General features: G+C 47.2%; 17 protein-coding genes and 1 pseudogene. 10 read left to right on the top strand and 8 right to left on the bottom strand.

The window, feature by feature from the left end:
• Window positions 1-259: 259 nt before the first annotated feature.
• The 3 genes from C1H71_RS10840 to C1H71_RS10830 all read right to left on the bottom strand — a co-directional run bounded on the left by C1H71_RS10840 (window position 260) and on the right by C1H71_RS10830 (window position 3,485).
• Entirely contained in the window at window positions 260-1,687 is a 1,428-nt protein-coding gene (locus C1H71_RS10840; protein WP_130106564.1) for a DUF4178 domain-containing protein, read from the bottom strand.
• Window positions 1,688-1,829: 142 nt separating this feature from the next.
• Window positions 1,830-2,864 (bottom strand): SPFH domain-containing protein, encoded by a 1,035-nt coding sequence (locus C1H71_RS10835; protein WP_130106563.1) that lies wholly within the window; start codon window positions 2,862-2,864, stop codon window positions 1,830-1,832.
• Window positions 2,865-3,095: 231 nt separating this feature from the next.
• The gene (locus C1H71_RS10830) at window positions 3,096-3,485 is read right to left on the bottom strand and encodes a DUF350 domain-containing protein (protein WP_130106562.1); all 390 of its coding nucleotides are present in this window, start codon (window positions 3,483-3,485) and stop codon (window positions 3,096-3,098) included.
• A gap of 129 nt (window positions 3,486-3,614) precedes the next feature.
• Here C1H71_RS10830 and C1H71_RS10825 point away from each other — a divergent pair.
• From C1H71_RS10825 to C1H71_RS10805, 6 genes and pseudogenes are all read left to right on the top strand, one after another.
• A pseudogene (locus tag C1H71_RS10825) lies at window positions 3,615-5,157 on the top strand (polyamine aminopropyltransferase).
• A gap of 419 nt (window positions 5,158-5,576) precedes the next feature.
• A complete protein-coding gene (locus C1H71_RS10820) occupies window positions 5,577-6,518 on the top strand; it encodes an aminopeptidase P family protein (protein WP_262488272.1) in 942 nt (313 codons plus the stop codon).
• Window positions 6,428-6,967, top strand: coding sequence for a M24 family metallopeptidase (locus C1H71_RS21445; protein WP_262488271.1), 540 nt, complete (start codon window positions 6,428-6,430; stop codon window positions 6,965-6,967). Before C1H71_RS10820 ends, C1H71_RS21445 begins: the two co-directional genes overlap by 91 nt.
• Before the next feature lie 122 nt (window positions 6,968-7,089).
• Window positions 7,090-7,701: a glutathione S-transferase gene (locus tag C1H71_RS10815; RefSeq protein ID WP_130106561.1), complete on the top strand. Its 612-nt coding sequence runs from the start codon at window positions 7,090-7,092 to the stop codon at window positions 7,699-7,701.
• Between the two features lie 189 nt (window positions 7,702-7,890).
• A complete protein-coding gene (locus tag C1H71_RS10810) occupies window positions 7,891-9,072 on the top strand; it encodes a response regulator (protein ID WP_130106560.1) in 1,182 nt (393 codons plus the stop codon).
• 388 nt (window positions 9,073-9,460) lie between these two features.
• Window positions 9,461-11,851, top strand: coding sequence for a PAS domain S-box protein (locus C1H71_RS10805; RefSeq protein ID WP_262488453.1), 2,391 nt, complete (start codon window positions 9,461-9,463; stop codon window positions 11,849-11,851).
• Between the two features lie 27 nt (window positions 11,852-11,878).
• Here C1H71_RS10805 and grxD read toward each other — a convergent pair whose 3' ends face one another.
• From grxD to C1H71_RS10780, 5 genes are all read right to left on the bottom strand, one after another.
• Window positions 11,879-12,193: a Grx4 family monothiol glutaredoxin gene (gene grxD / locus C1H71_RS10800; RefSeq protein WP_130106558.1), complete on the bottom strand. Its 315-nt coding sequence runs from the start codon at window positions 12,191-12,193 to the stop codon at window positions 11,879-11,881.
• A 98-nt stretch (window positions 12,194-12,291) separates the two neighbouring features.
• A complete protein-coding gene (gene prmC / locus C1H71_RS10795; protein WP_130106557.1) occupies window positions 12,292-13,092 on the bottom strand; it encodes a peptide chain release factor N(5)-glutamine methyltransferase in 801 nt (266 codons plus the stop codon).
• Between the two features lie 155 nt (window positions 13,093-13,247).
• Window positions 13,248-14,534: a voltage-gated chloride channel family protein gene (locus tag C1H71_RS10790; RefSeq protein ID WP_262488270.1), complete on the bottom strand. Its 1,287-nt coding sequence runs from the start codon at window positions 14,532-14,534 to the stop codon at window positions 13,248-13,250.
• A 168-nt stretch (window positions 14,535-14,702) separates the two neighbouring features.
• Window positions 14,703-16,139, bottom strand: a complete 1,437-nt coding sequence (gene mgtE / locus C1H71_RS10785; protein WP_130106556.1) for a magnesium transporter — start codon at window positions 16,137-16,139, stop codon at window positions 14,703-14,705.
• A 494-nt stretch (window positions 16,140-16,633) separates the two neighbouring features.
• A complete protein-coding gene (locus C1H71_RS10780) occupies window positions 16,634-17,578 on the bottom strand; it encodes a DegV family protein (RefSeq protein WP_130106555.1) in 945 nt (314 codons plus the stop codon).
• Between the two features lie 441 nt (window positions 17,579-18,019).
• Between C1H71_RS10780 and gshA the strand changes: the two genes are divergently transcribed.
• The 4 genes from gshA to C1H71_RS10760 all read left to right on the top strand — a co-directional run bounded on the left by gshA (window position 18,020) and on the right by C1H71_RS10760 (window position 21,923).
• Window positions 18,020-19,282, top strand: a complete 1,263-nt coding sequence (gene gshA, locus C1H71_RS10775; RefSeq protein WP_130106554.1) for a glutamate--cysteine ligase — start codon at window positions 18,020-18,022, stop codon at window positions 19,280-19,282.
• Window positions 19,283-19,356: 74 nt separating this feature from the next.
• A complete protein-coding gene (gene gshB, locus C1H71_RS10770; protein WP_130106553.1) occupies window positions 19,357-20,307 on the top strand; it encodes a glutathione synthase in 951 nt (316 codons plus the stop codon).
• Complete coding sequence (locus tag C1H71_RS10765; protein WP_130106552.1) at window positions 20,304-21,332, top strand: FAD:protein FMN transferase; 1,029 nt, start codon at window positions 20,304-20,306, stop codon at window positions 21,330-21,332. Before gshB ends, C1H71_RS10765 begins: the two co-directional genes overlap by 4 nt.
• Window positions 21,333-21,521: 189 nt before the next feature.
• Window positions 21,522-21,923, top strand: a complete 402-nt coding sequence (locus tag C1H71_RS10760) for a PTS sugar transporter subunit IIA (protein WP_130106551.1) — start codon at window positions 21,522-21,524, stop codon at window positions 21,921-21,923.

Here is a 21,923-nt window from a genome sequence, read left to right as displayed (position 1 = left end):
TAATCACGAGGCAATATGCTTTATAAAAGCTAGGTTTCAATTCACAACTCCAAATATTTAAAAATATAGAGGCACGGCCTAGGGTCTGTTGACGTTTCATTCACGGCTGCGTTTGGCTCATTTTTGGGGCTGAACAAGGAGAAAATGGCCATTCACTGAGTTATGCTCCTCGACAATAACCCGTTATTGCCTTCGTCACATGCCTTGTGCCTGGCCGTTTTCCGGCTCAGCACAATGGCGAATGAAACGTCAACTGACCCTAGCGAGCAGGTAACCAAACCAAAACCAAGGCAAAAAACAATAACCAAATTCCACCAAAACCATTAAATATCAGCAGAGGTAAATTAATCACCATTAACAGCGCAGTAAACATAATGGCTAAACTTTTAATTGAGCTGGGGCTGGCATCTCCGCTGGCAAAAGACGCGATAGGCTTAGCAAACCATTGCCCTACTAGCTCGCTACTGATTCGCTTGGCCCTAGACCACGTGACTTCACTAGGGCTACGCTCTTTAGATAAGCGCACGCCATTTAGATCGTAATCAGTGAACGCGGTTTTATCCCCCACATGCACCCGCCAGTTAAAAGCGCCAGCAGCATAAGTGACGTGGGCGTTGTAATCGAATAACTTGCGATACTTTTTGCCATTGAGCATGGCCTGCGCGGCATTGTGCATCTCTGGCCATTGGTTTAACACCTCAATCTGATCCCAGCCTTGCTGGCTTTCTACCAACCACATAAAGCCAAGGCTGGCGTGATAGAGCAGGTATTCGGTCCAGTCGCCATCTACCTCGCCCTCTTCACTGCAGCGCATCAGACCGATCAACAGCCATTTTTTATTCTCAATGGTAGCGGTGTCGCCCAGCTGCAAAGTGCTATGAAACGCCTCTAGCTGCCTCGCCTTTCCGATAGCAATCGCTTTATCACCGGCGCAATCCACTTCCATATGGCAGGCGGGGCAAACCAGCTGCATCGCCATCCCTGCAATATATTTCAACGGGCTAGCGCAGCTTGGGCAATCAAGTACATTGTTTTTGCCAGCCAGCCGCCCCGCGCTTTCTGTAATTTGATCGTCACTGCGCAATAGCTGACACTTTAAATCAGCAAGATTGACGGCCTCGCCCACAAATAGCTCAGGTGCGCCCTGCGAGTAATCAAGTGTAATAAAACGCGCAGCATGCCGAGCATCCACCACCTTGGCCACATAGCCCTTGCCAACGGTAAATGGCAGCTCCCCCGCACCAGACACGCACTGCGCCGTGCGTACATCAGAAAAAGCATAGCTACGCTTATCATATAAATACGCCATGTCTGGCTGGATATTGGCAAAGGCTGGCGCATCCACCGCCGCGCCTAAGCTCTTGGTCAGCATATATTGGCCAGAAGCGTCAGCCAGCCAAGCCGCACTGCCGTCATCAAAGAACAGATACCACTCGTTCCAAAAGCCTGCGTCGTAACGCAGCTGAATCCGCCCCACTACATTAAAGCCTTGGCCCTGATATTGCCCGCTGGTGCCAATCTGAATCCGCGAATAGTCTTCCAAAGCGCTCGACATTTTGCCGATGTCTTTGATCTCATCCGCGTTTCTAAGCAAAGTGCTCTGGCAATACTCGCATACCGCCATCACCGATGCGGCAGAACGAAATGAAACGGGCGCCCCACAACTTGGGCAGGCAGCTGTGTACATAAATGGAACCTGATGATTAAAAAAATTTCAACAAACTTAAAACTAAAATCCTGCACCACCGAGAACACTGAGTTTCACAAAGAAAAACTAAACCCTGTGTATGTCCTCAGTGTTCTACCCGCACTCTGGGGCTACGGTTTTTTTAACCCACCAGTTTTTTAATCACTTCAGCCTTAGCTGTGTCGTAATCCGCCTGAGATATTAATCCTTGATCAAGCAAGCCTTTCAACGATGCCAGCTTGGCCTGAGGATTATCTGCAGCAGAGGCTGCAATAGGTGCCACGGCAGGAGCAACTACGGGTGCGGCGGCTGGATTAATACTGCTTTTCATCGCATCTGCCATCACCTGCCCAACACCAACGCCCGCAGCAAGGCCCGCACCGATTCCTGCTAGCCCGCCCTCGTTTTGCGCCGCCAGCGGAATGCTTTGCGCCACCTGATACTGGGTGTATTTACCCAGATCGCCCATCATGCCCATCGAGATACGGGTATCGATGGCTTTTTGCAGCTCTTCGGGTAGGGAGATGTTTTCAACGGCAAAATTATCTAACTCAAGACCGTATTTACCAAACACAGGGATTAAGGCTTCTTTGATTTTCTCGCCCATCAAGCCCTGATTGCCCGCCATATCTAAAAATGGCACACCAGAGCCGCCAATTGCGCTGCTCATGGTGGAGACCACAAGATTGCGCAGTTGTAGCTCTACTTCATCACGGGTGTATTGCTCACGCGTGCCGCTGATTTCCTTAAAAAACAGTACAGGATCGACCAATTTGTAAGAAAACACGCCAAAAGCACGCAAGCGCACCATGCCAAAATCGTTATCCCGAATGGTAATGGGCTGAGGCGTGCCCCATTTACGGCCTAGCTGAGTGCGAGTGCTAAAGAAATACACGTCTGATTTAAACGGCGAATCAAACAGCTTGTCCCAGTTTTTTAAGTTGGTCAGCAGAGGCATATTCTGTGTAACCAGCTTATGCAAGCCTGGCGCAAATTGATCTGCAATTTGGCCTTCGTTAACAAACAAAGCCAGCTGCGAATCGCGCACAGTAAGGCTGCCGCCATTTTGAATTTCAAAATCTTGCATCGGAAAGCGCCAAGCCAGCACACCGTCTTGATCTTCATTCCACTGCAAAACATCGATAAACTGCTTCTTAATAAAAGAACCGAGACCCATGATGCGCTCCTAGGATTAGCACATTAAACAAATAAGTAATTTTATAACGATTGCAAAACTTTGAACCACAGCGTTTCACAGAGCAATCATGCAAAATATTTTGTGAAAAATGTAAAGCTTCATCTAATGATGAAATACCCAAGCCCTTACCTTATAAGCAATGCTTTAAATCGTGGAGTATCCCCGATTTAAAACTGCCATTCTCTGTGGTTTAACAATGAGCATGGCAGATCAGGACAAACAACCCGCATTAATCAAACCAATGGCCAACGATAAAGCGCCCATTAAGGCCCCCATTGCGACATTGTTTTCAATTAAATTCTGATTCATATTCGGTAATAGTTTAGATAAAAATAGATGCGCAATAATTTGCACTACCATCGCGCAAAAGGCCCAGAAAATAAACATATCAAAGCTAGCGTTGTGCATCACGCTGGCGGCCAGCGTTAGCGAAAACCCTAGCAGCGCGCCGCCCAAAGATAAAGCGGCGGATAAGCATCCCTGGCGAATCAATGCAAATTCGTCATAAGGTGTAACCTTGGTATACACCAGTACAAATAGCGTCAATAGCCCAAGGCCACTGAGCATATAGATCAGATAATGAATTAAGGCCGTCAGCATTTAATCATCCTTTAAAAATAATATCTGTAGGGGCACTGATGCCTCGCCCTTTACTTAAAACCAGCCTGCCTTTCACATGAAGTACAATATCAGCAAATGTAACACCTACGAAAGGTTAGCCCATTCTAAATGAAACCCATCCCAAGCCAAACATTACAGCAGCGTATTTTAATTTTATCAGTCTTTATCGTCGCCTCATGCGGCCTCGCTTATGAATTAATCGCAGGGGCATTGGCTAGCTATTTGCTGGGCGATTCAATATTACAATTCTCCTCCATCATAGGCTGCTATTTGTTTGCGATGGGGGTGGGATCGCATCTATCTAAGTACGTAAAAGAAGAGGATACCCTCGCCTGCTTTATTGATATTGAGTTATTGGTAGGCTTACTTGGGGGCTATCGGCTACGCTACTGTTTTTAGTATTTGCTTGGATGGGCACGCCGTTTCGCACCGTACTTTATGTGCTGGTATTTTTAATTGGTGTACTGGTAGGGATGGAGATTCCGCTAGTGATGCGGATATTAAATCGGCAAGGGGAGGATAAGCCAGACTTTGCCGAAATCGTTAGTCGAGTACTGACTTTTGATTATCTAGGAGCGCTGGTCGTTTCCTTATTATTCCCCTTAGTGCTTGCACCGAAGCTGGGCATGGCCCGCACCGCCCTGCTATTTGGCTTACTCAATGCCGCGGTGGCCCTTTGGGCAACGCATACTTTTCAGCATGAAATTAAAGCGCACCGTGCCAAGCAAACCCGTGCGGCCATCGTGCTAGTGCTATTGATAGGGGGCTTTTGCTACGCGGATCGCCTGACCCAGTGGTCTGAGCGCGGCCTGTTTGGGGACGAAATTATTCATGCCCAAACCACGCCTTACCAGCGCTTAGTGGTCACCAAATGGAAAGATGATTTACGCCTGCATATCAACGGTAATCTGCAGTTTTCCAGCCGTGACGAGCACCGCTATCACGAGGCCTTGGTTCACCCCACATTAGAGAAACTGCCATGGGCCAAGCGCGTGCTGATTCTGGGGGAGGCGATGGGCTAGCGGCTCGAGAAGTGCTCAAGCACAAGAATATCCAGCAGATTACCTTAGTGGATTTAGACCCCGCAATGACCGATCTATTTAGCCATTCAGAGCCACTAGTCAAACTAAACCAAGGCGCGTTTATCAACCCTAAAGTGCATATTATTAATGCCGATGCGGGCCAATGGCTGGAACAAAATACCGAGCAATTTGATGCCATCATTGTGGATTTTCCCGACCCATCCAATTTTGGGCTTGGCAAACTCTATTCGGTGCCTATCTATCGCCTCATGGCGCGTCATCTCAGCGAAAACGGCCTTTTAGTGGTCCAATCCACCTCGCCCTATTTTGCCCCTCGCTCCTTCTGGTGCATTGATGCCACGCTAAAAGAAGCAGGCTTTCACACCTACCCCTACCACGCCTACGTGCCGTCTTTTGGTGAGTGGGGCTTTATTCTGGCCGACAAAAAAGGCCACTACACCCCGCCCACCCAATACACCGAACCAATGCGCTTTTTGGATGGAGAAGTCACCAGACTGATGTTCACCTTCCCAGCCGATATGAAGCCATGGCCGGTAGAAGCTAATCGTCTCAACAACCAAAAATTGGTACATTACTTTGAGCAGGATTGGCAGCAGGTAATGCGCTAGTCGTTCTAATCCCCCTTTCCAAAGCTTGAACCACAGAGCAATATCCGCATAGCTAGGAACGACTTCGACTTACGGAAAAACAAACTTCAAAAGACAGAAAGTTGAGTGAGGATTATCGCTGCAAAGCTTTAAATTTAAAGCTTTGCAACAGTAAAAAGAGGCTCTATGAAGCTCTTTATTCTCTGTAGAGCAAGGTACCGCCAACTAACGTAAGCCCTTGTCATTAAGTACAGATCAGCACTTCAAAATTTGGGTTTTCAACACTAAATAAAACACGATTTCTATTAAGATCTGATGTTACGCACCCATTATGAAAAATCAATGGGTTAGGATTTTCTCAATCAGCTGCAGAGCGCATTCCACCTAAAGGCCTGCGTAACATCAGTTAAGATACGTCCTAACTTGTTATGGAGAACACTATGTTTGCCCCAGAAATCTACCGCCAGCGTCGTGATACCCTTGCTACTAGCTTGCCGGACAGCCTGATTTTGCTGCTTGGTAACGTCGATTCGCCGATGAATTACACGGATAATATTTTTCCGTTTATCCAAGACAGTAATTTCCGCTATTACTTTGGCCTGAACGAGCCAGGCCTTGCTGGGCTGATTGATACGGCAAATGACAGTGTTACCTTATTTGGCAATGAGGCCGAAGTAGCTGATATCGTTTGGACCGGCCCACAGCCTTCATTAAGCGAGCGCGCAACCGCTGCAGGCATTACACAAAGCCAGCCTTATGCTCAATTAAAACAGCGCCTGGCAACCGCCCAAGCGGCAGGCATTCAAGTGCAATACCTTGCCCCTTATCGCGGAGAAACAATTCTTGAATTAGCAAACTTACTGAGCTGTAGCAGCGCGGCAGTTAAAGCGGCGTTTTCTACCGCTCTCGCCCAACAAGTCATCGCTCAACGCGAAATTAAATCAGCCGATGAAATCAAAGAAATGGAAACCGTGCTGGCCATTACCCGCGATGTACATCACGCGGCGATGCGTGCCTCACAAGCCAATGTGCTTGAGCACCAAGTGGTTGGCTTGATGGAAGGCATTGTACGCAGCCATGATTTGCAGCTTGCCTACCCAAGTATCTTCTCCAGAAATGGCGAAGTGCTGCATAACCATCACCACCATCAAAAACTGCAAAAAGGTGATCTGGTACTGAACGATACCGGCGCAACATCTAGCGGTGGTTACGCCAGCGATATCACCCGCACCATTCCAGTGGGGGCAAATTCAGCCCACGCCAGCGCGAGTTGTACGACACGGTGCTGGCGATGCAAACCAAGGCAATTGCCGCGCTCAAGCCTGGCCTGCCGTATCTCGCCGCACATAAACTTGCCGCAAAAGTTATGGTTGAAAGCATGAGCAAGCTAGGCTTTTTTAATGGCAATGTGGATGACATCGTGGAATCCGGCGCCTACGCCATCGCTTTCCCGCACGGCCTTGGCCACCAGATTGGGCTGGACGTGCACGATATGGAAAGCTTGGGCGAAAACCTAGTTGGCTACGGTGAGGGCGTAGAGCGCAGCAAACTGTTTGGCATGGGCTACTTACGACTTGGCAAACAGCTGAAAGCAGGCATGGTGATTACGGTAGAGCCGGGCATTTACTTTATCCCCGCGCTGATCGCCACCTGGAAAGCCGAAGGCCGCCATAGCGATATGATCAACTATGCTAAATTTGAAGAATACCAAGACTTTGGCGGCATTCGCATCGAAGATAACGTACTGATTACTGAAACCGGCAGCCACATTCTTGGGCCGCACATCGCCCGTACCGCAGCTGAAGTAGAAGCCATTATGGCTGCTTCTTAAAAAGCGACTCTGGGCGGGTTGGCTTACCCGCCCAACAAACTCGTTGTATTCAAACAACAAATCTAGTTTCAGCGCAGACAAACGGCTAAGATCAAGCTCTAACCCATTACCACTCAGACTGCATGAAACTGATCACCTCATATACCAGCCCTTTCGGCCGTAAGGTACGCATCGTTCTAGCTGAAAAATGCATCGAATATCAGATTATTGAAGACAATCCTAGTGCTGCAGGCAGCAATATCCCCGAGCTTAACCCGCTAGGCAAAGTGCCCATCCTGATGGTGGACGACGGTAGAACGCTTTATGATTCACGGGTGATTGTTGATTTCTTAGATCACAGCACCCCTGTTGGCAAGCTCATCCCCAATGAGCAAAGACAAGCCATTAATGTGAAACGCCGCGAAGCATTAGCCGATGGCATTAGTGACGCAGCGGTGTTAATCCGGCAAGAAAGCCTAAGACCAGCACAACAGCAATCACAGGAATGGGTGGCCCATCAGCAAGCCAAAATAGAGCGCGGCCTAGCCTCGATTGCGGCAGAGCTGGATGAGAAAAAATGGTGGGGTAGCGAGCAATTTTCTTTGGCCGATATAGCCTTAGGCTGCACCCTCGCCTATCTAGACTTTCGCCTACCCAAGCAAGGCTGGCACGCGAACTATCCCAACCTCCTCCATTTTTATAATCAAATAGCAGAGCGCCCTTCCTTTATTGAAACAAGCCCACCGCTAATTTAATGTGCAAGCGTTTTTTGCCCACAAAAATTTCTTAAATAGAAAGCTTTTGTAAAAAATACCGTACATCACAACGGGTAAATAGAAAGGAAATCATTGGCTATATTTAAGTTTTCACACAAATAACCTCATATATTCTTTGTAAATTATTTACATAAAATATATGCGTAAGCCACGAGAAGGCTAAGACTAATGAAAACTAAAATATTGATCGTCGATGATGAACAAGAATTCCGCAACCTGATTAAAGATGGCTTAGCGGGTGATGTAGAGATCATGGAGGCGGATAGCGGGATAGATGCCTTAAATATTGTCAGCAATTTTCATCCCAATATTATATTACTGGATATTAATTTACCCGACATCAATGGCTATTCTGTTTGCCTGCTAGCGCGTGAAAAACACCCCGAAGTGCGAGTTGTTTTTATTTCTGGCTCAGATAGCTTAGAAACCCGCCAAAATGCCTATGCCTCAGGAGCGGATGATTTTTTACCTAAGCCATTTCGCATGGCTGAGTTGCGCCGCAAAATTGAATTACTCCAACATATTATAAGCGATTCTGAACGCCTAAAAGGCTCGCTCAAAACCGCGACGGACACCGCGATAAGTGCCATTTCTAACTCAGGAGAAATGAGTACCGTCATTAATTTTATCAAACGTGCAATGAGTAGCCCAGATATTGAATCACTATTAAAAGTACTGATTTCTACCTTTTCTTATGGTTTTGATTTAAATGTCTCTGCACAAGTTCGTACCCAAAATGAACAAAAAACGCTCAATAGCGAAGGCCGCTCTAGCCCATTAGAAGCAGAAATACTCCGCACCTTATCCCACGATAATCCTCGTATCTTTGAATATGGGCACCGGCTTATTATTAATTACCCAAGCATTACCCTACAAATCAAAAACTTACCACAAAACAACCCTGATTTTGCAGCTCGAATCCGCGACCATGCCGCCATTATCACCGAAGCCACAGAAAACCGCATTCATGCCATTACAACCCAACAACGCCTAACCCTACAAAGCAATAATGCAAAAAAAGCAATTAGCGATATGCAAGAACTCGTTAAAGAACTAGAAAGTGATTACAAAATACAGCAATCGAATTCGTGCCTGCTCTTTGCAAGTTTAAAGCAACAAATAGAAAATTCCGTCGCAACACTTGGCTTAAGTCATGAACAAGAATTGCACTTTACTAAGCTCATAGAAGAAGCATCGCAAACCGCCGCTACGCTCTATGACGCAGGTTTTTCACTAAATACAAAATTTAGTGGCATTCGAGCCGACCTAGGCTCACTACTGATAAAAAACACGGAGGAAGAGATATTAATAGCAATTGAAGATAAAACAGACAATATTATTTTTTTCTAAACCATAGACGGATATATTTGAGCCAGCCCCTCATAAAGAGGTAGCCATCATGAAAGATGATTTTTTTTCTGTGAATGCAAGCAAAAGCCGTTGGCAAAAAGAAATACAACTCTGGGCGTGGCTTCCGTTAAAACAGCACCCCAAGGAAGCGCTCATCTTACTAGCAATTGCATTGCCAGTTTTATATATTGCCAGCGCCCCCGATCTAGAAGGGCACTCAAGCGCACTTTCTATCGTTTTACCCTTATTAATTATTTGGGCAGGTTTTCATTTAGGCAGTGTCGCCACAGCAGGGCTTGTGCTAACTTCTGCAATCATGATTTACCTATCTCCCAGCCATCATCCCGATATGATGTATACCTTGCTAGGCTTTGCCTTATTGGGCCAAGTGATTGCCGGATTAATTTACTATAAAAACAAAGCCGAAGCAGAACTTAAAGCCCACTTAAATAAGCTTGTACTGAGCAATCAAGCATTAGACTCCATCTCCCAAGCGGTGCTTATTACATCTGTAGATTATAAAATAATTTATGCAAACAAAGCCTTTGAAGATACCAATGGTATAAAGCAGAATGAAGTTATAGGAAAAAAATGCACGTTTATGCAAGGCCCATTATCTAGTCCAATTATCATTGAAAAGATCCGTACTGCACTTAAAAATGGCCAACCTTTTCATGGCGAAATCATTAATTACCGCAAAGATGGTAGCCATTATTGGAACGAAATATCCATCATACCTATCTTTAATGCACAACAAGAAATCACACACTTTGTAAGTACTCAGCATGATGAATCAGAAAGAAAAATAACTGAGAAAACGATAGAAAAATCAGCAAAAAAAACAGCACAATTATTAGAAGAAATACAAAAGCTAACCAGCAATGTCCCAGGAATGATTTACCAATTTAAATTAGAAAAAACGGGTAAAAGTTATTTCCCCTATTGCAGCGAAGGCATTCGAGACCTCTTTTTAGTTTCACCAGAAGAAATCCTAGAAGATGCGCAAGTATTATTTAATTTAATCCACCCAGAGGATATTAATGAGTTAAACAGCTCCATTTTGGAATCAGCAAAAACGGGAGAGCCTTGGCAGCTGGAATACCGCACGATCTTTCCTGACCAAAGCCTACATTGGATGCTCGGCAATGCACAGCCTGAGGCTCTAGATGACGGTAGTATCTTATGGCATGGATTTATCTCAGACATTTCTGAAATAAAACAAAAAGAATCACAATTAAAAGAACAAGACTCAAAACTAAATTCAATTTTAAAGAGTGCGGCAGATGGCATTATCTTGATTGACTCCAAAGGCACAATGTTTTTGTTCAATGGCGCAGCTGAACATATATTTGGTTATACCGCCGCCGAAGTTATGCATAAAAATATAAGATTATTAATGCAAGAGTCAGAACATAGCCAGCATGATCAATACTTAGACAACTATTTAAACACTGGCGATGCAAAAATAATAGGCATTGGCCGTGAAGTAATGGGGAAAAATAAAAATGGACAACTTATCCCCTTAGATTTGTCTATCTCGGAATGGAAATTAGGCAATGAGCGAATGTTTACCGGCATCGTTCGAGACATTAGCGAAAGAAAAAAAGTACAAGCCCAGCTGATTCAATCGCAAAAAATGGATGCTTTATCCCAGCTATCAGGTGGGCTTGCCCATGATTTTAATAACTTACTCGGCATTATCATTGCTAATCTTGATTTTATTGAGCCTGCCCTACAAGGCAATGCAAAAGCAATGGAGCGCCAGCAAAGTGCAATCAATGCGGCAATGCGTGGCTCTGATATTACTCGGCGGCTATTACAGCTCTCTAGAAAAAGCCCCTTACCTTTAAATGAAATAAAACCAAAATCAGTTGGGGGCTTAATTGAAGAAGTTTTAGGGCTATTAAAACGTACGCTAGGGGCCGATATTAATATTAATACTTTTATTGAACCTAATCTCCCTTTAATCACATTAGATGCTACTGCATTTGAAAATGCACTTATTAATTTAGCCATTAATGCCCGTGATGCTATGCCAGATACGGGTGGCGACATTGTGATTTATCTGCATCATTGGCGACCAGAAATATTCAATCATTGCAAAGATATTAACTTAGATAATCAAGCCTATTTATTACTTGAGTTCAATGACAATGGAAAAGGAATGTCTGCTGATGTTTGCGAGCGAGTTTTTGAGCCTTTTTTTAGTACTAAAACCGAAAATGGCACCGGCTTAGGACTGGCCATGGTTTACGGTTTTGTAAAACAATTACACGGCCATATTCGTGTTTATAGCGAGCAGGGGATTGGCACGATGTTCCATATTTTTTTACCCATTGATGCGGTTCAAAATATCAATATAATTGAACCCGCCTCCAGACATCTGCCAATACAGGGCGGCAAGGAAACGATTTTATTAGTGGATGATGAAGTCGATTTAAGAGAAGTCACTGCTGAGCATTTAACTACTTTTGGCTACAGCGTCATTCAGGCTAAAAATGGTATGGATGCTTTAGATAAACTAGAACATGCGGGCAAAGTGGATTTGCTACTTTCTGATATTGTAATGCCGGGCGGCATGGATGGCGTCACTTTAGCGCAGGATATTGTCGAGTCTTGCCCCCATATAGCGGTGCTACTTACATCAGGTTATCCACACAAAAATAGCTCCAGCGATCGCTCCGAAACACTCTTTGGGGAAATCTTGCATAAGCCCTATCGCCGCGAAGCTTTGATGCTGGCCGTGCGTAAACGGATGGATGAAAAAATTACAGCCTAATGGGCACGGCGTGCCGTGCCCCTGCTATTACTCTGGAATACCTTCCAGCATTTTTTGCAGCTCGCCCGTAGCGAACAGCTCTTTCATAATGTCGGAACCACCTACAAACTCGCCCTTGATATAGAGCTGAGGAATAGTAGGCCAGTTGGCATATTCTTTAATGCCTTGGCGAATATCGGCATCTGCCAGCACATTGACCGCAGCAAACGATACGCCACAGTTTTTAAGCATTTGCACCGCACCAGCAGAGAAACCACACTGTGGGAAAGTGGGCGTGCCTTTCATATATAAAACAACGGCGTTTTCAGTTACTTGCTGGCGAATCAGATCTTGCGTGCTCATAGTGTTTCCTTTGTGATACCTGATAGATTTACTCGGGTATTGTACTTTTATGAAAAAATTGCGGCAAGCTTTGGCTCTTGCCGTCTGTAATGATCGAATTAAAGTTTTCCGCCGCTCACGCGCTCTATCCCAGCTAGATCCCGCCAACTTTGTACGGCTGTAAACCCTGCGGCAGCTAATAATGCTCGGCTAGGTTCGGCTTGATCCCAGCCGTGCTCTAATAATAGCCAGCCATTCTTGTTCAAGTGCTGCCTAGCCCCGGCGATAATCCTGCGGATATGCACCAAGCCATCGCCCTCATCGGATAGCGCGCTACGCGGCTCAAAGCGTAAATCGCCTTGGCTTAGATGCTGATCGTTTTGCTCAATATATGGCGGATTAGAAACAATCATATCAAAGCGCATTGCGCCTATAGCTTGATACCAATCCGATTGGTAAAAACGTACAGCCGCATCCAAGCGGCTAGCATTGGTTTGCGCCACCAGCAATGCGGCTGGGGATAGATCCACCGCACTGACATCCAGATCTGGGCGCTCTAGTTTAATGGTGATCGGTATACAGCCCGAGCCTGTGCCCAAATCCAAAACCACAGCCCCTTCGGCCGCCCGCTCTAAAGCCAGCTCTACCAGCAGCTCCGTATCTGGCCTTGGGATAAGTACGCTTGGGCTCACCACAAAATCACGGCCAAAGAACTCGCGCGTGCCAACGATATACGCCACCGGCTCGCCTTTGCTACGACGAGCCGCCAGTAAATTAAATGCCGCAGCGTGTGCCGCCTCTACTTCATCCTGCCCATGTCCAATCAGCCAAGCGCGGTTTTTACCTGTAGCGTGCTGAAACAAAACCTGAGCATCAAAGCGCTCCAAACCACTTTGAGCCAATAAAACTGAATAATCCATAGAAGGTTCCAAAGGAAAAATCTAAAACGTCTGTAAACACTAAGACAAATGAGAGCACAGAAGCACGCGCTTTAAGCTTTTGCATAAGCCGTTAAACTTCTCATTTTTTTCTCACTTTTACCCTTGTCTGTGTTTTTTGTGGCTACAGTTCTTTTTTAAGATTTTGTTTTTTTAGACGCGTAATAAGCCGCAATTTCGCTGAGTTTAATCCCCTCAAGCAAAGCTTGGTGCTTGCCATAAACCACTCGCTGCGAGCGGTAAATGCCAGTGTGCCCCGAGCACAAATAACTGATTACGCAGGCTAACGCGGCATACACGCCAATTTCTGCACCAAACATTTCTATCGCCATCAAAGTAGATGTAATCGGCGTATTCGCCGCGCCAGCAAATACCGCCACAAAACCTAATCCCGCCAAAAAGGCAAAGGGTAGGTTTAGCCACGGCGCTAAAACATTACCCAAAGTGGCACCAATATAAAACAAGGGCGTCACCTCGCCCCCCTTAAAACCGCTCGCTAAAGACGCAACGGTAAAAGCGAACTTAGCGGCAAAATCATAATGAGCCATCGGGTGTTGAAAGGATTGCACAATCGTTGGCACACCTAAGCCTAAATAACGTTCAGCGCTTAAAGCATAAGCCACTGCGGCAATCAACACCCCACCAATAAAGAGCCGCAGCGGTGGATAATGAATGACTTTTTTAAGCCGCGCCGCCAACCAATGAGTGGTATTGGCAAAGCAGCGGGCCGTTAGGCCAAAAATAGCACCTGCCAGCAACACCGCGGCCAGTCCCCAAAAGCTGATCGCAGGAATACTAGCAATGGCGTAATGCGTATGCTGCACGCCCCATAACAGGCCCACTTGATCGGCAATCACGGCCGCGATGAGGCAAGGCCAAATGGCATCAACGCGCATCCGGCCAATGGCCAGTACTTCTAAGCCAAAAATAGCACCAGCAAGTGGTGTACCGAACACCGAGGCAAAACCTGCCGCAATCCCTGCCATCAGTAATACACGCCGATCACCATTTTTAAGATGAAAAACCCGTGTGAGCTGATCGGCCAAAGCCGCGCCCATCTGCACAGCGGTACCTTCCCGCCCAACAGATGCACCAAATAAATGTGACACCACCGTGCCCCCCAGCACCAGCGGAGCCATGCGTAGTGGAATGATTTTTTGCGGCTCGTTAATCTCGTCGATCAATAAATTATTGCCCGCCTCAACCGACGTACCAAAACGCAGATAAACCCAGCCCACCACAAAGCCCGCTAGCGGCAGGCCTGCAAGCAGCAAAGGATTCGCCAATCGTGTAGCCGTGGCCCATTCAAGAGCAAACAAAAAAAATGCCGAAGCACTACCCGCCAGCATGCCGACGATAGTGGCCAAAAAAAGCCATTTAATCAGCAGCGCAAAAGGAGCAAAAACGGCTAAGCGTTTTAACAAAAGCGTTCCTTAGTCGGAGAAAAGGCGGTAAGCCAGAACACAAAATCAAACCTTAAACCACAGAAAAAACAAAATAATTTACAAAAAATGAATTAAAAAAATTATTGGTTTTACTCTGTACCCTGCCTGGTTGAAAACTTGGGCTTTGAAGAACTGCCCTAGGCTAGCTTACATTAGGAATACGGAAGCCAGCCCGAGGAAAATAAAAAATCCCATCGAGTCGGTGGTAGCGGTCAGTAGCACCGATGAGCCATATGCGGGATCGCGGCCGAGTTTTTGCATAGTGAGTGGCACTAAAATCCCCACTAAGGCGGCAACGAGCAGATTTAGCATCATTGCAGCCATCATCACCACACCTAGCGAAACCTGTCGGTAAAGTATCCATGCAATCACGCCCAAAACGCTGCCCCAAACTAAGCCGTTGAGCAGCGCAATAACCAGCTCTTTACCAATTAAGCGCCCTGAGTTACTTGGGTTAATTTGCCCCAGCGCCAAGCCACGGATAATCAACGTAATGGTTTGCGTACCGGTATTGCCGCCAATCCCCGATACAATCGGCATCAGCGCAGCCAACGCGACTAAATTAGTAATGGTTTCTTCAAACGCACCGATCACTCGGCTGGCAATAAAGGCGGTGCAGATATTCACCGCCAGCCAAGGCCAGCGGTTTTTAGCGGATTTCCACACGCTAGAAAACAGGTCTTCTTCTTTCAAACCCGCCAAAGATAAGACTTCGGCGTCGGATTCTTCACGAATCACGTCCACCATCATATCTACAGTAAGGCGGCCAATCACTTTGTGATTGGAGTCGACCACGGGCGCAGAAACCAAGTCATAGCGCTCAAACGCTTGCGCCGCGTCCCCAGTATCGTCATGACCACGAAAGGTCACCACATCGGTGGCCATCGCTTCATGCACGGTTAAATCAGGATCAGAAACCAGCAGATGATTAATCGCCAGCACGCCTTTTAGCGTTTGCTCGTGATCGACCACAAACAGTTTATCGGTGTGATTGGGCAGCTCGTCAAAGCGGCGCAAATAGCGCAGCACCACTTCTAAGGTGACATCATCTCTGATGGTCACCATTTCAAAATCCATTAAGGAGCCAACTTCGTCCTCTGGATAAGACAACGCCGATTGCAGCTGGGCGCGCTCTTCATCATCCAAGCCACCCAGTAATTCTGAGCGCACTTCGCTGGATAAATCAGGCACCAAGTCGGCCAGCTCATCGGCGTCCAGATGCTCGGCAGCGGCAATAATTTCATAGTTTTCCATATCGGCCAGCAGCGATTCACGCACTGCATCGGATACTTCCAACAAGATTTCACCATCGTGCTCAGACTTCACCAGCTCCCAGACCGTCAGTCGATCAAATAGGGGCAGCGCTTCTAAGATATATGCCACGTCGGCAGGGTGCAAACTAGCCAGCTTCTTTTGTAGCTCGACCAAGTTCTGCTTATGCACCAGCTGCTCAACCAGCTCGTGCTTGGGCATATCCTGCCGATGCACCATATCTTCAACCAGCCGATGCCTATCCAACAGGCGCACGACCTGTTGCAAGCTTTCTTGTAGGCTTTCTTGCTGTTTGCGGGTGACTATCGTCATGCCGAATTCCAAAGATGAGGGTATTTTAAAAGGCGTTCGCGAGTTTATCACGGGGAGGCATGGGGGCTGGGCGGCAAAATTTAAGATTTTTGCCAGTTTGATGGTGGGAAGCTTAGATGGGATGGCTTTATGGCTGCTTGCATAAGCCGGTAAAGCCCAATCGCCACAAAATAAAGCCTTTGCGCTGAGCGCAAATCAAGACAGAGGCTGAATTGGCAGCGGCTAAACCCAGAAAAACGCCGCCACTGCCTAGCAGCCTGTCGGACTTAAGACTGATCTACTACGGAAAAGCCGGATTTGGCCATATTTCACGCATTTTCTCGTTGAATAGCCAGCTATTCGCCTCAAAAACTCGCGAAATCTGTCTCAAACCGGTCTTTCCCTCGCTACGATCGCTTAAGTCCGACAGGCTGCTAGGGTTTTTCATTCACCATTGCGCTGAGCCGAAAAACTGCTGCCAACACAGCAGCGAATGAAACGTCAACAGACCTTAATTAGTCTAAAACGGCGACGGTTTCAGAAGCAAAAGCAATCGCCACACCGCCAGCACCAATGTTCACACCAGCGGTTGTGCTCATCTCACAGAGCAGTAATTGCACATTGTGTTGCTTAGCCGCCTGCTTTAATCGTTGATAGGCTAGCATATCCGTCACCACGGCAGGATCGCCGCCATAGCTTACACACACCGTTGGTGCCACTAAGCCGCGCTGAATATGCTCAATAGCTAATGAAAACAGTTTATCTACACCTGCCGCAAAGCCATTGACGCGGCTAAGTGGCGTGGTTTCGCCCTGAAAGGCGCGAATCACCGGCTTAATATCTAAAGCACTCCCTAGGGCATAGGATAAAAATCCCACGCTTTTATCACCTTTACGCCTAGCTTGATGGCGTAATTGCCCAAGGTTTGCGGGCATTAAAAAACCTTGAGCCGTATTGGCTAAGCGCTCAATATGCTTGGTGATTTCTGAGCAAGTGGCATCCTGGCTAATCAAACGCGCCACTTCAGCCACAACTAAACCTTGGCTAGCAAAAATACTGCCGCTATCAAAAACCCTCAGTACGAAAGGTTTCATCATATTAGCTTGCTCACGAATAGGCCGGTATTCAGTCAAAATGGCCCTCGCCGCTTGCGTGGCATGATTATAAATTTGGCTGCGCGATTTCATAACGGTTAAACAAAAAACCATATCAAATTCTAAAATTAACTTAGATAAAAACAATTCTTTAATTTGCTCGGCGGAATAAGGCTGTGATTCAAAATCTGCTACGCCTTGAGCCGCCTGCCGCCGATAAAAATCACGGGTTGCGGCCGGATCTCGCTGATCAATAAAAGTGCCATCATTGCCTTGAATCGTAATGGGCAAGATAACAATCCGGTGGCGATTTAAAAAATCGCGAGGCAGATCACAACATGAATCCGTCACTAAGCCGATGCGCATCAATGCTTCCTCTGGGTATCAATCATTTACCGTCTAATGCGGTTATTTTTAGTTTTGGGGAATTCGAAACAGATGTTTGATTCCTCAGCTAATATTTTCATAAATTACGAAGAAATGACACAAAAGCCTTATTGCAGCCTACGGGCTGTCTCATTAGCAACAAAATCGACAATTTTAATGCCTATAATTTCAAGTAAATCAGCGAACTGCCGTGCTTGTCAGAAAGAAGCTGGCCCAAACAAGATGCACAATGAAGTCATTACACGGTTTTACAATTCACTTGATCTTTCTATCGCCCCTCGCTATATCCTTGCGGAACTTAACGCGCCGATAAAAAACATGCGTAAACAGCGAATAATCAAATTTACTGCCCGCTAGAGTTGAATCCATGCCACAGCGCCCACATATGCCATGCATAAAACTATTGAAAAAGGCACTAAAATGAGCGTCCCTCATCTTACGACTGCACTGACTGGCCCATTGTTAGATTTGGAACGTAAAATTTTGGCTGCCCAGCCAGAAATCGAACACTGGTTTCGCAACAAATGGCAGGAACACACTCCGCCATTTTATGGCTCTGTCGATTTACGCAATGCGGGTTACAAGCTCGCCCCAGTAGATATGAATTTATTTCCTGGCGGTTTTAATAATCTGAATCCAGAATTCCACCCTCTGGCCGTGCATGCCACGATGATTGCGCTGGAAGGGTATTGTCCTGATGCGCGCCGTGTTTTGCTGATCCCAGAAAACCACACCCGCAATACTTTCTACCTACAAAACGTCGCCGCGCTGGCTAGAATCCTGCGTCAAGCGGGCCTTGTCGTGCGCCTTGGTAGCATGAATCCAGAAATCACTGAAAGCACCACGTTAGATTTACCAGATGGCGGCCACATCACGCTTGAACCGCTAGTGCGCAATGGCAAGCGAGTGGGCATTGCGGGCTTTGATCCTTGTGTTGTGCTGCTCAATAACGATTTATCAGCAGGTATTCCAGCCATCTTGCAAGATATTGAACAGCCCCTGCTACCGCCCCTCAATGCAGGCTGGGCCGTGCGCCGTAAAACGCAGCATTTCACCGCATACGATCACGTAGTAGAGGAGTTTGCTGCGCTGATCGATATCGATCCATGGGTGATTAATCCCTACTTTGAACATGTCGACGGGCTGGATTTTCATTCGCGAGCTGGCGAAGATAAGCTCGCTGCCACCGTTGATGCCATGATCGAAAAAATCCGTATCAAATACGAGCAGCACGGCATTGGTCAAGTGCCATTTGTCATTGTAAAAGCCAATGCCGGCACTTACGGTATGGGCATTATGAGCGTGAAATCTGGCGAAGAATTGCTTGGTTTAAACCGCAAGCAGCGCAATAAAATGAGCGTGATTAAAGAAGGCATGGAAGTACACGATGTCATCGTGCAAGAAGGCGTGCCAACTTTTGAGCAAATCAACGCAGCAGTGGCAGAGCCCGTAGTGTATATGCTCGATCGCTTTGTAATTGGCGGCTTTTACCGTGTACATACAGGACGCGGCATAGACGAAAACCTAAACTCCCCAGGCGCACACTTTGTGCCGCTCGCCTTTGTATCGCCGCTTTCTACCCCAGATTGTGACGGCTCCCCAGATTGCACAGCCAACCGCTTCTACTCCTACGGCGTAGTCGCTAGGCTGGCACTGTTGGCTGGGTCATTAGAGCTGGAATAATTTAAATAGGTGGGGGGTGGGGGGTGGGGAGTAAAACCAATTCCCGACTCCCAACTCCCAACATTAAGGCCGCTATGAAAATCCTTGTTGTACTTGATCCGCTTGCCAGCCTGAAGATTTACAAAGATACCAGTTACGCCATGATGCGTGAGGCGAATGCGCGTGGGCATTTGATTTTTACATGCGGCACTGAAAACCTGCGCATCAAAGCGGGTACTGTGGAGGCTCTGGCGGCCCAGCTGCATTTCACGGCAACGCAAAGTGGCCATGATTGGTATAGCCAAGATGATGTGACGATTACGGCACTACAAGATTTTGACGCTGTCATCATGCGTAAAGATCCGCCATTTGATCAGCAATACTTCTACGCCACCCAGCTATTTACGTTAGCCGAAGCCCAAGGTGCAAAAATATTTAACCGTGGCCAAGCGCTGCGCGACTTTAACGAAAAGCTGGCGATTTTAAAGTTTCCGCAATTTACCGCGCCAACGCTGGTTACCCAATCTGAAAGCGATGTGCGCGAGTTTTTAGCTGAGCATGGCGATATTATTCTTAAGCCTTTGGATGGCATGGGCGGCACAGGGATTTTCCGCCTCACCGCCGCCGATCCAAACGTAGGCTCGATTATCGAAACGCTAACGGCCAATGGCACGCAGACCATTATGGCGCAGCGCTATATTGCAGCGATTAAAGAAGGTGACAAACGCATTCTGCTCATTGATGGCAAGCCGGTGGACTGGTGCCTAGCCCGCATCCCCAAAGCAGGTGAAACACGCGGCAATCTGGCGGTAGGCGGTAGCGGTGTGGCCAGACCATTAACGACAAGGGACAGAGAAATTGCCGAGGCACTGGGGCCGCAACTCGCCGCTCAAGGCTTGCTACTAGTGGGTTTAGATGTGATTGGCGCGAACCTCACCGAGGTGAATGTCACCAGCCCTACTTGCTTTGCTGAGATTACCGCACAATCTGGCATCAACGTTGCGGGATTGTTTATTGATGCTTTAGAAAAACACGCCGCCGCATGATAAAAATTTTACTGCTGGCTGGAGTATTACTCTTAAGCGCCTGCAGCAAGGCGCCACTCTACCAGCAAGAAAGCTATGTCTTTGGCACTCGGGTGCAGATCTCGATTTGGGGCTTACCAGAAGATATAGCGCAAAAACACGCCGCCGCAGTTTTTGCTGATTTAGATCGTATCCACACTCGCATGCACCCATGGCAGCCATCTGAAATCACCCGAATCAACGCCAGCTTTGCTCGCGGTGAACCCGCCCTTATCGATACGGAAACGGCTGCATTACTTAAGCAAGCCAGCCAATATGCAGAGCGATCTGATCAATTATTTAACCCCGCCATGGGGGGATTAATCGCGGCATGGGGCTTTCATAAAGACAGCTATGCTGCGATTTTACCTAGCCAAGCCACCATCGCCCAACTGCTTGCCGGCCAGCCCTCCATGCAAAACCTTAGCTTTGATACAAGCACGGTAAGCAGCAGTAATCCTGCGGTGCAATTGGATACCGGTGGCTTTGCTAAAGGTTGGGCACTAGATAGAGCTGCGGCATACTTGCGTAAGCATCGGGTGAATAATGCGCTGATCAATATCGGCGGCAATGTGTTGGCCTTGGGCAAAAAAGATCAAACCCCCTGGGTGGTTGGCATTCAACACCCCAGAGAGCCACAAGCCATGGCCACCATTGCCCTTAAAAGCGGCGAAGCGATTGGCACCTCAGGTGACTACCAGAGGTTTTTTGAAGTAGGTGGCAAGCGCTACTCACATTTGATCGACCCACGCACGGGCCAGCCCGCCACGACGATGGAAGCGGCCACGGTGATTGCGCCCCCCAGCCTTGAGGCGGGCGCAATTTCAGATATCGCAACTAAACCCATTTTTATTGGCGGCATAGGAAACACCTTACATTATGCCCAGAGGTTTGGATTGCAAGATGTACTGGTCGTGGGGAATGATGGCAGCGTGTATATCACGGAAGAATTACAGCGGCGTATCAGCTGGATAAAGCCGCCCGTGCATATTTACCGTTTGCGTTAGCCCGACTTGGCGTAAGCTTTTAACAGCCATTTGATATACAGTAATATCAAAAAAGGCCTCGTCAACGAAAGCATCATCGCTTTGGCTTTATGAACTCAGCCCAACAAACTTACTAAAAAATATCAGAATAAAGCAACAAAACACGCCACATGGTAACATGAAACTTACGAAAGTCAAGGTAACGAAGGTATGGTCGGTATTATTATTGTTACACATGTGTCTTTGGGCGAAGCCTTAGTCTTGTGCGCGCAGCACATCATGGCGCGGGATCTCCCCAATTTGCTGCAATTATCCGTTAGCAAAGCCGATGATCCAGATGAGGTAGTGCGTCGTGCCTGCCAGATGATTAGCGATTTAGACGATGGCTCAGGCGTATTACTCCTTACAGACATTTATGGCGGAACCCCTTCTAATGTCGCCCAACGCTTAGTTGAGGCTGGCAAGGTAGAGGCTATTGCAGGGGTCAACTTGCCTATGCTCGTAAGAACCCTCAGCTACAGCCATCAAACATTAGACGTTGTAGTGAGCAAGGCCATCACAGGTGGCTTAGAAGGTGTGTTGTACATGCTGCCAACCACAGATCAGGAATAA

It is taken from the genome of Iodobacter fluviatilis (genome assembly GCF_004194535.1).
Taxonomy (GTDB): Bacteria; Pseudomonadota; Gammaproteobacteria; order Burkholderiales; family Chitinibacteraceae; genus Iodobacter; species Iodobacter fluviatilis_A.
The sequence above is the reverse complement of the archived record's forward strand: the minus strand, read 5'-3'. Positions and strand labels throughout refer to the sequence as shown.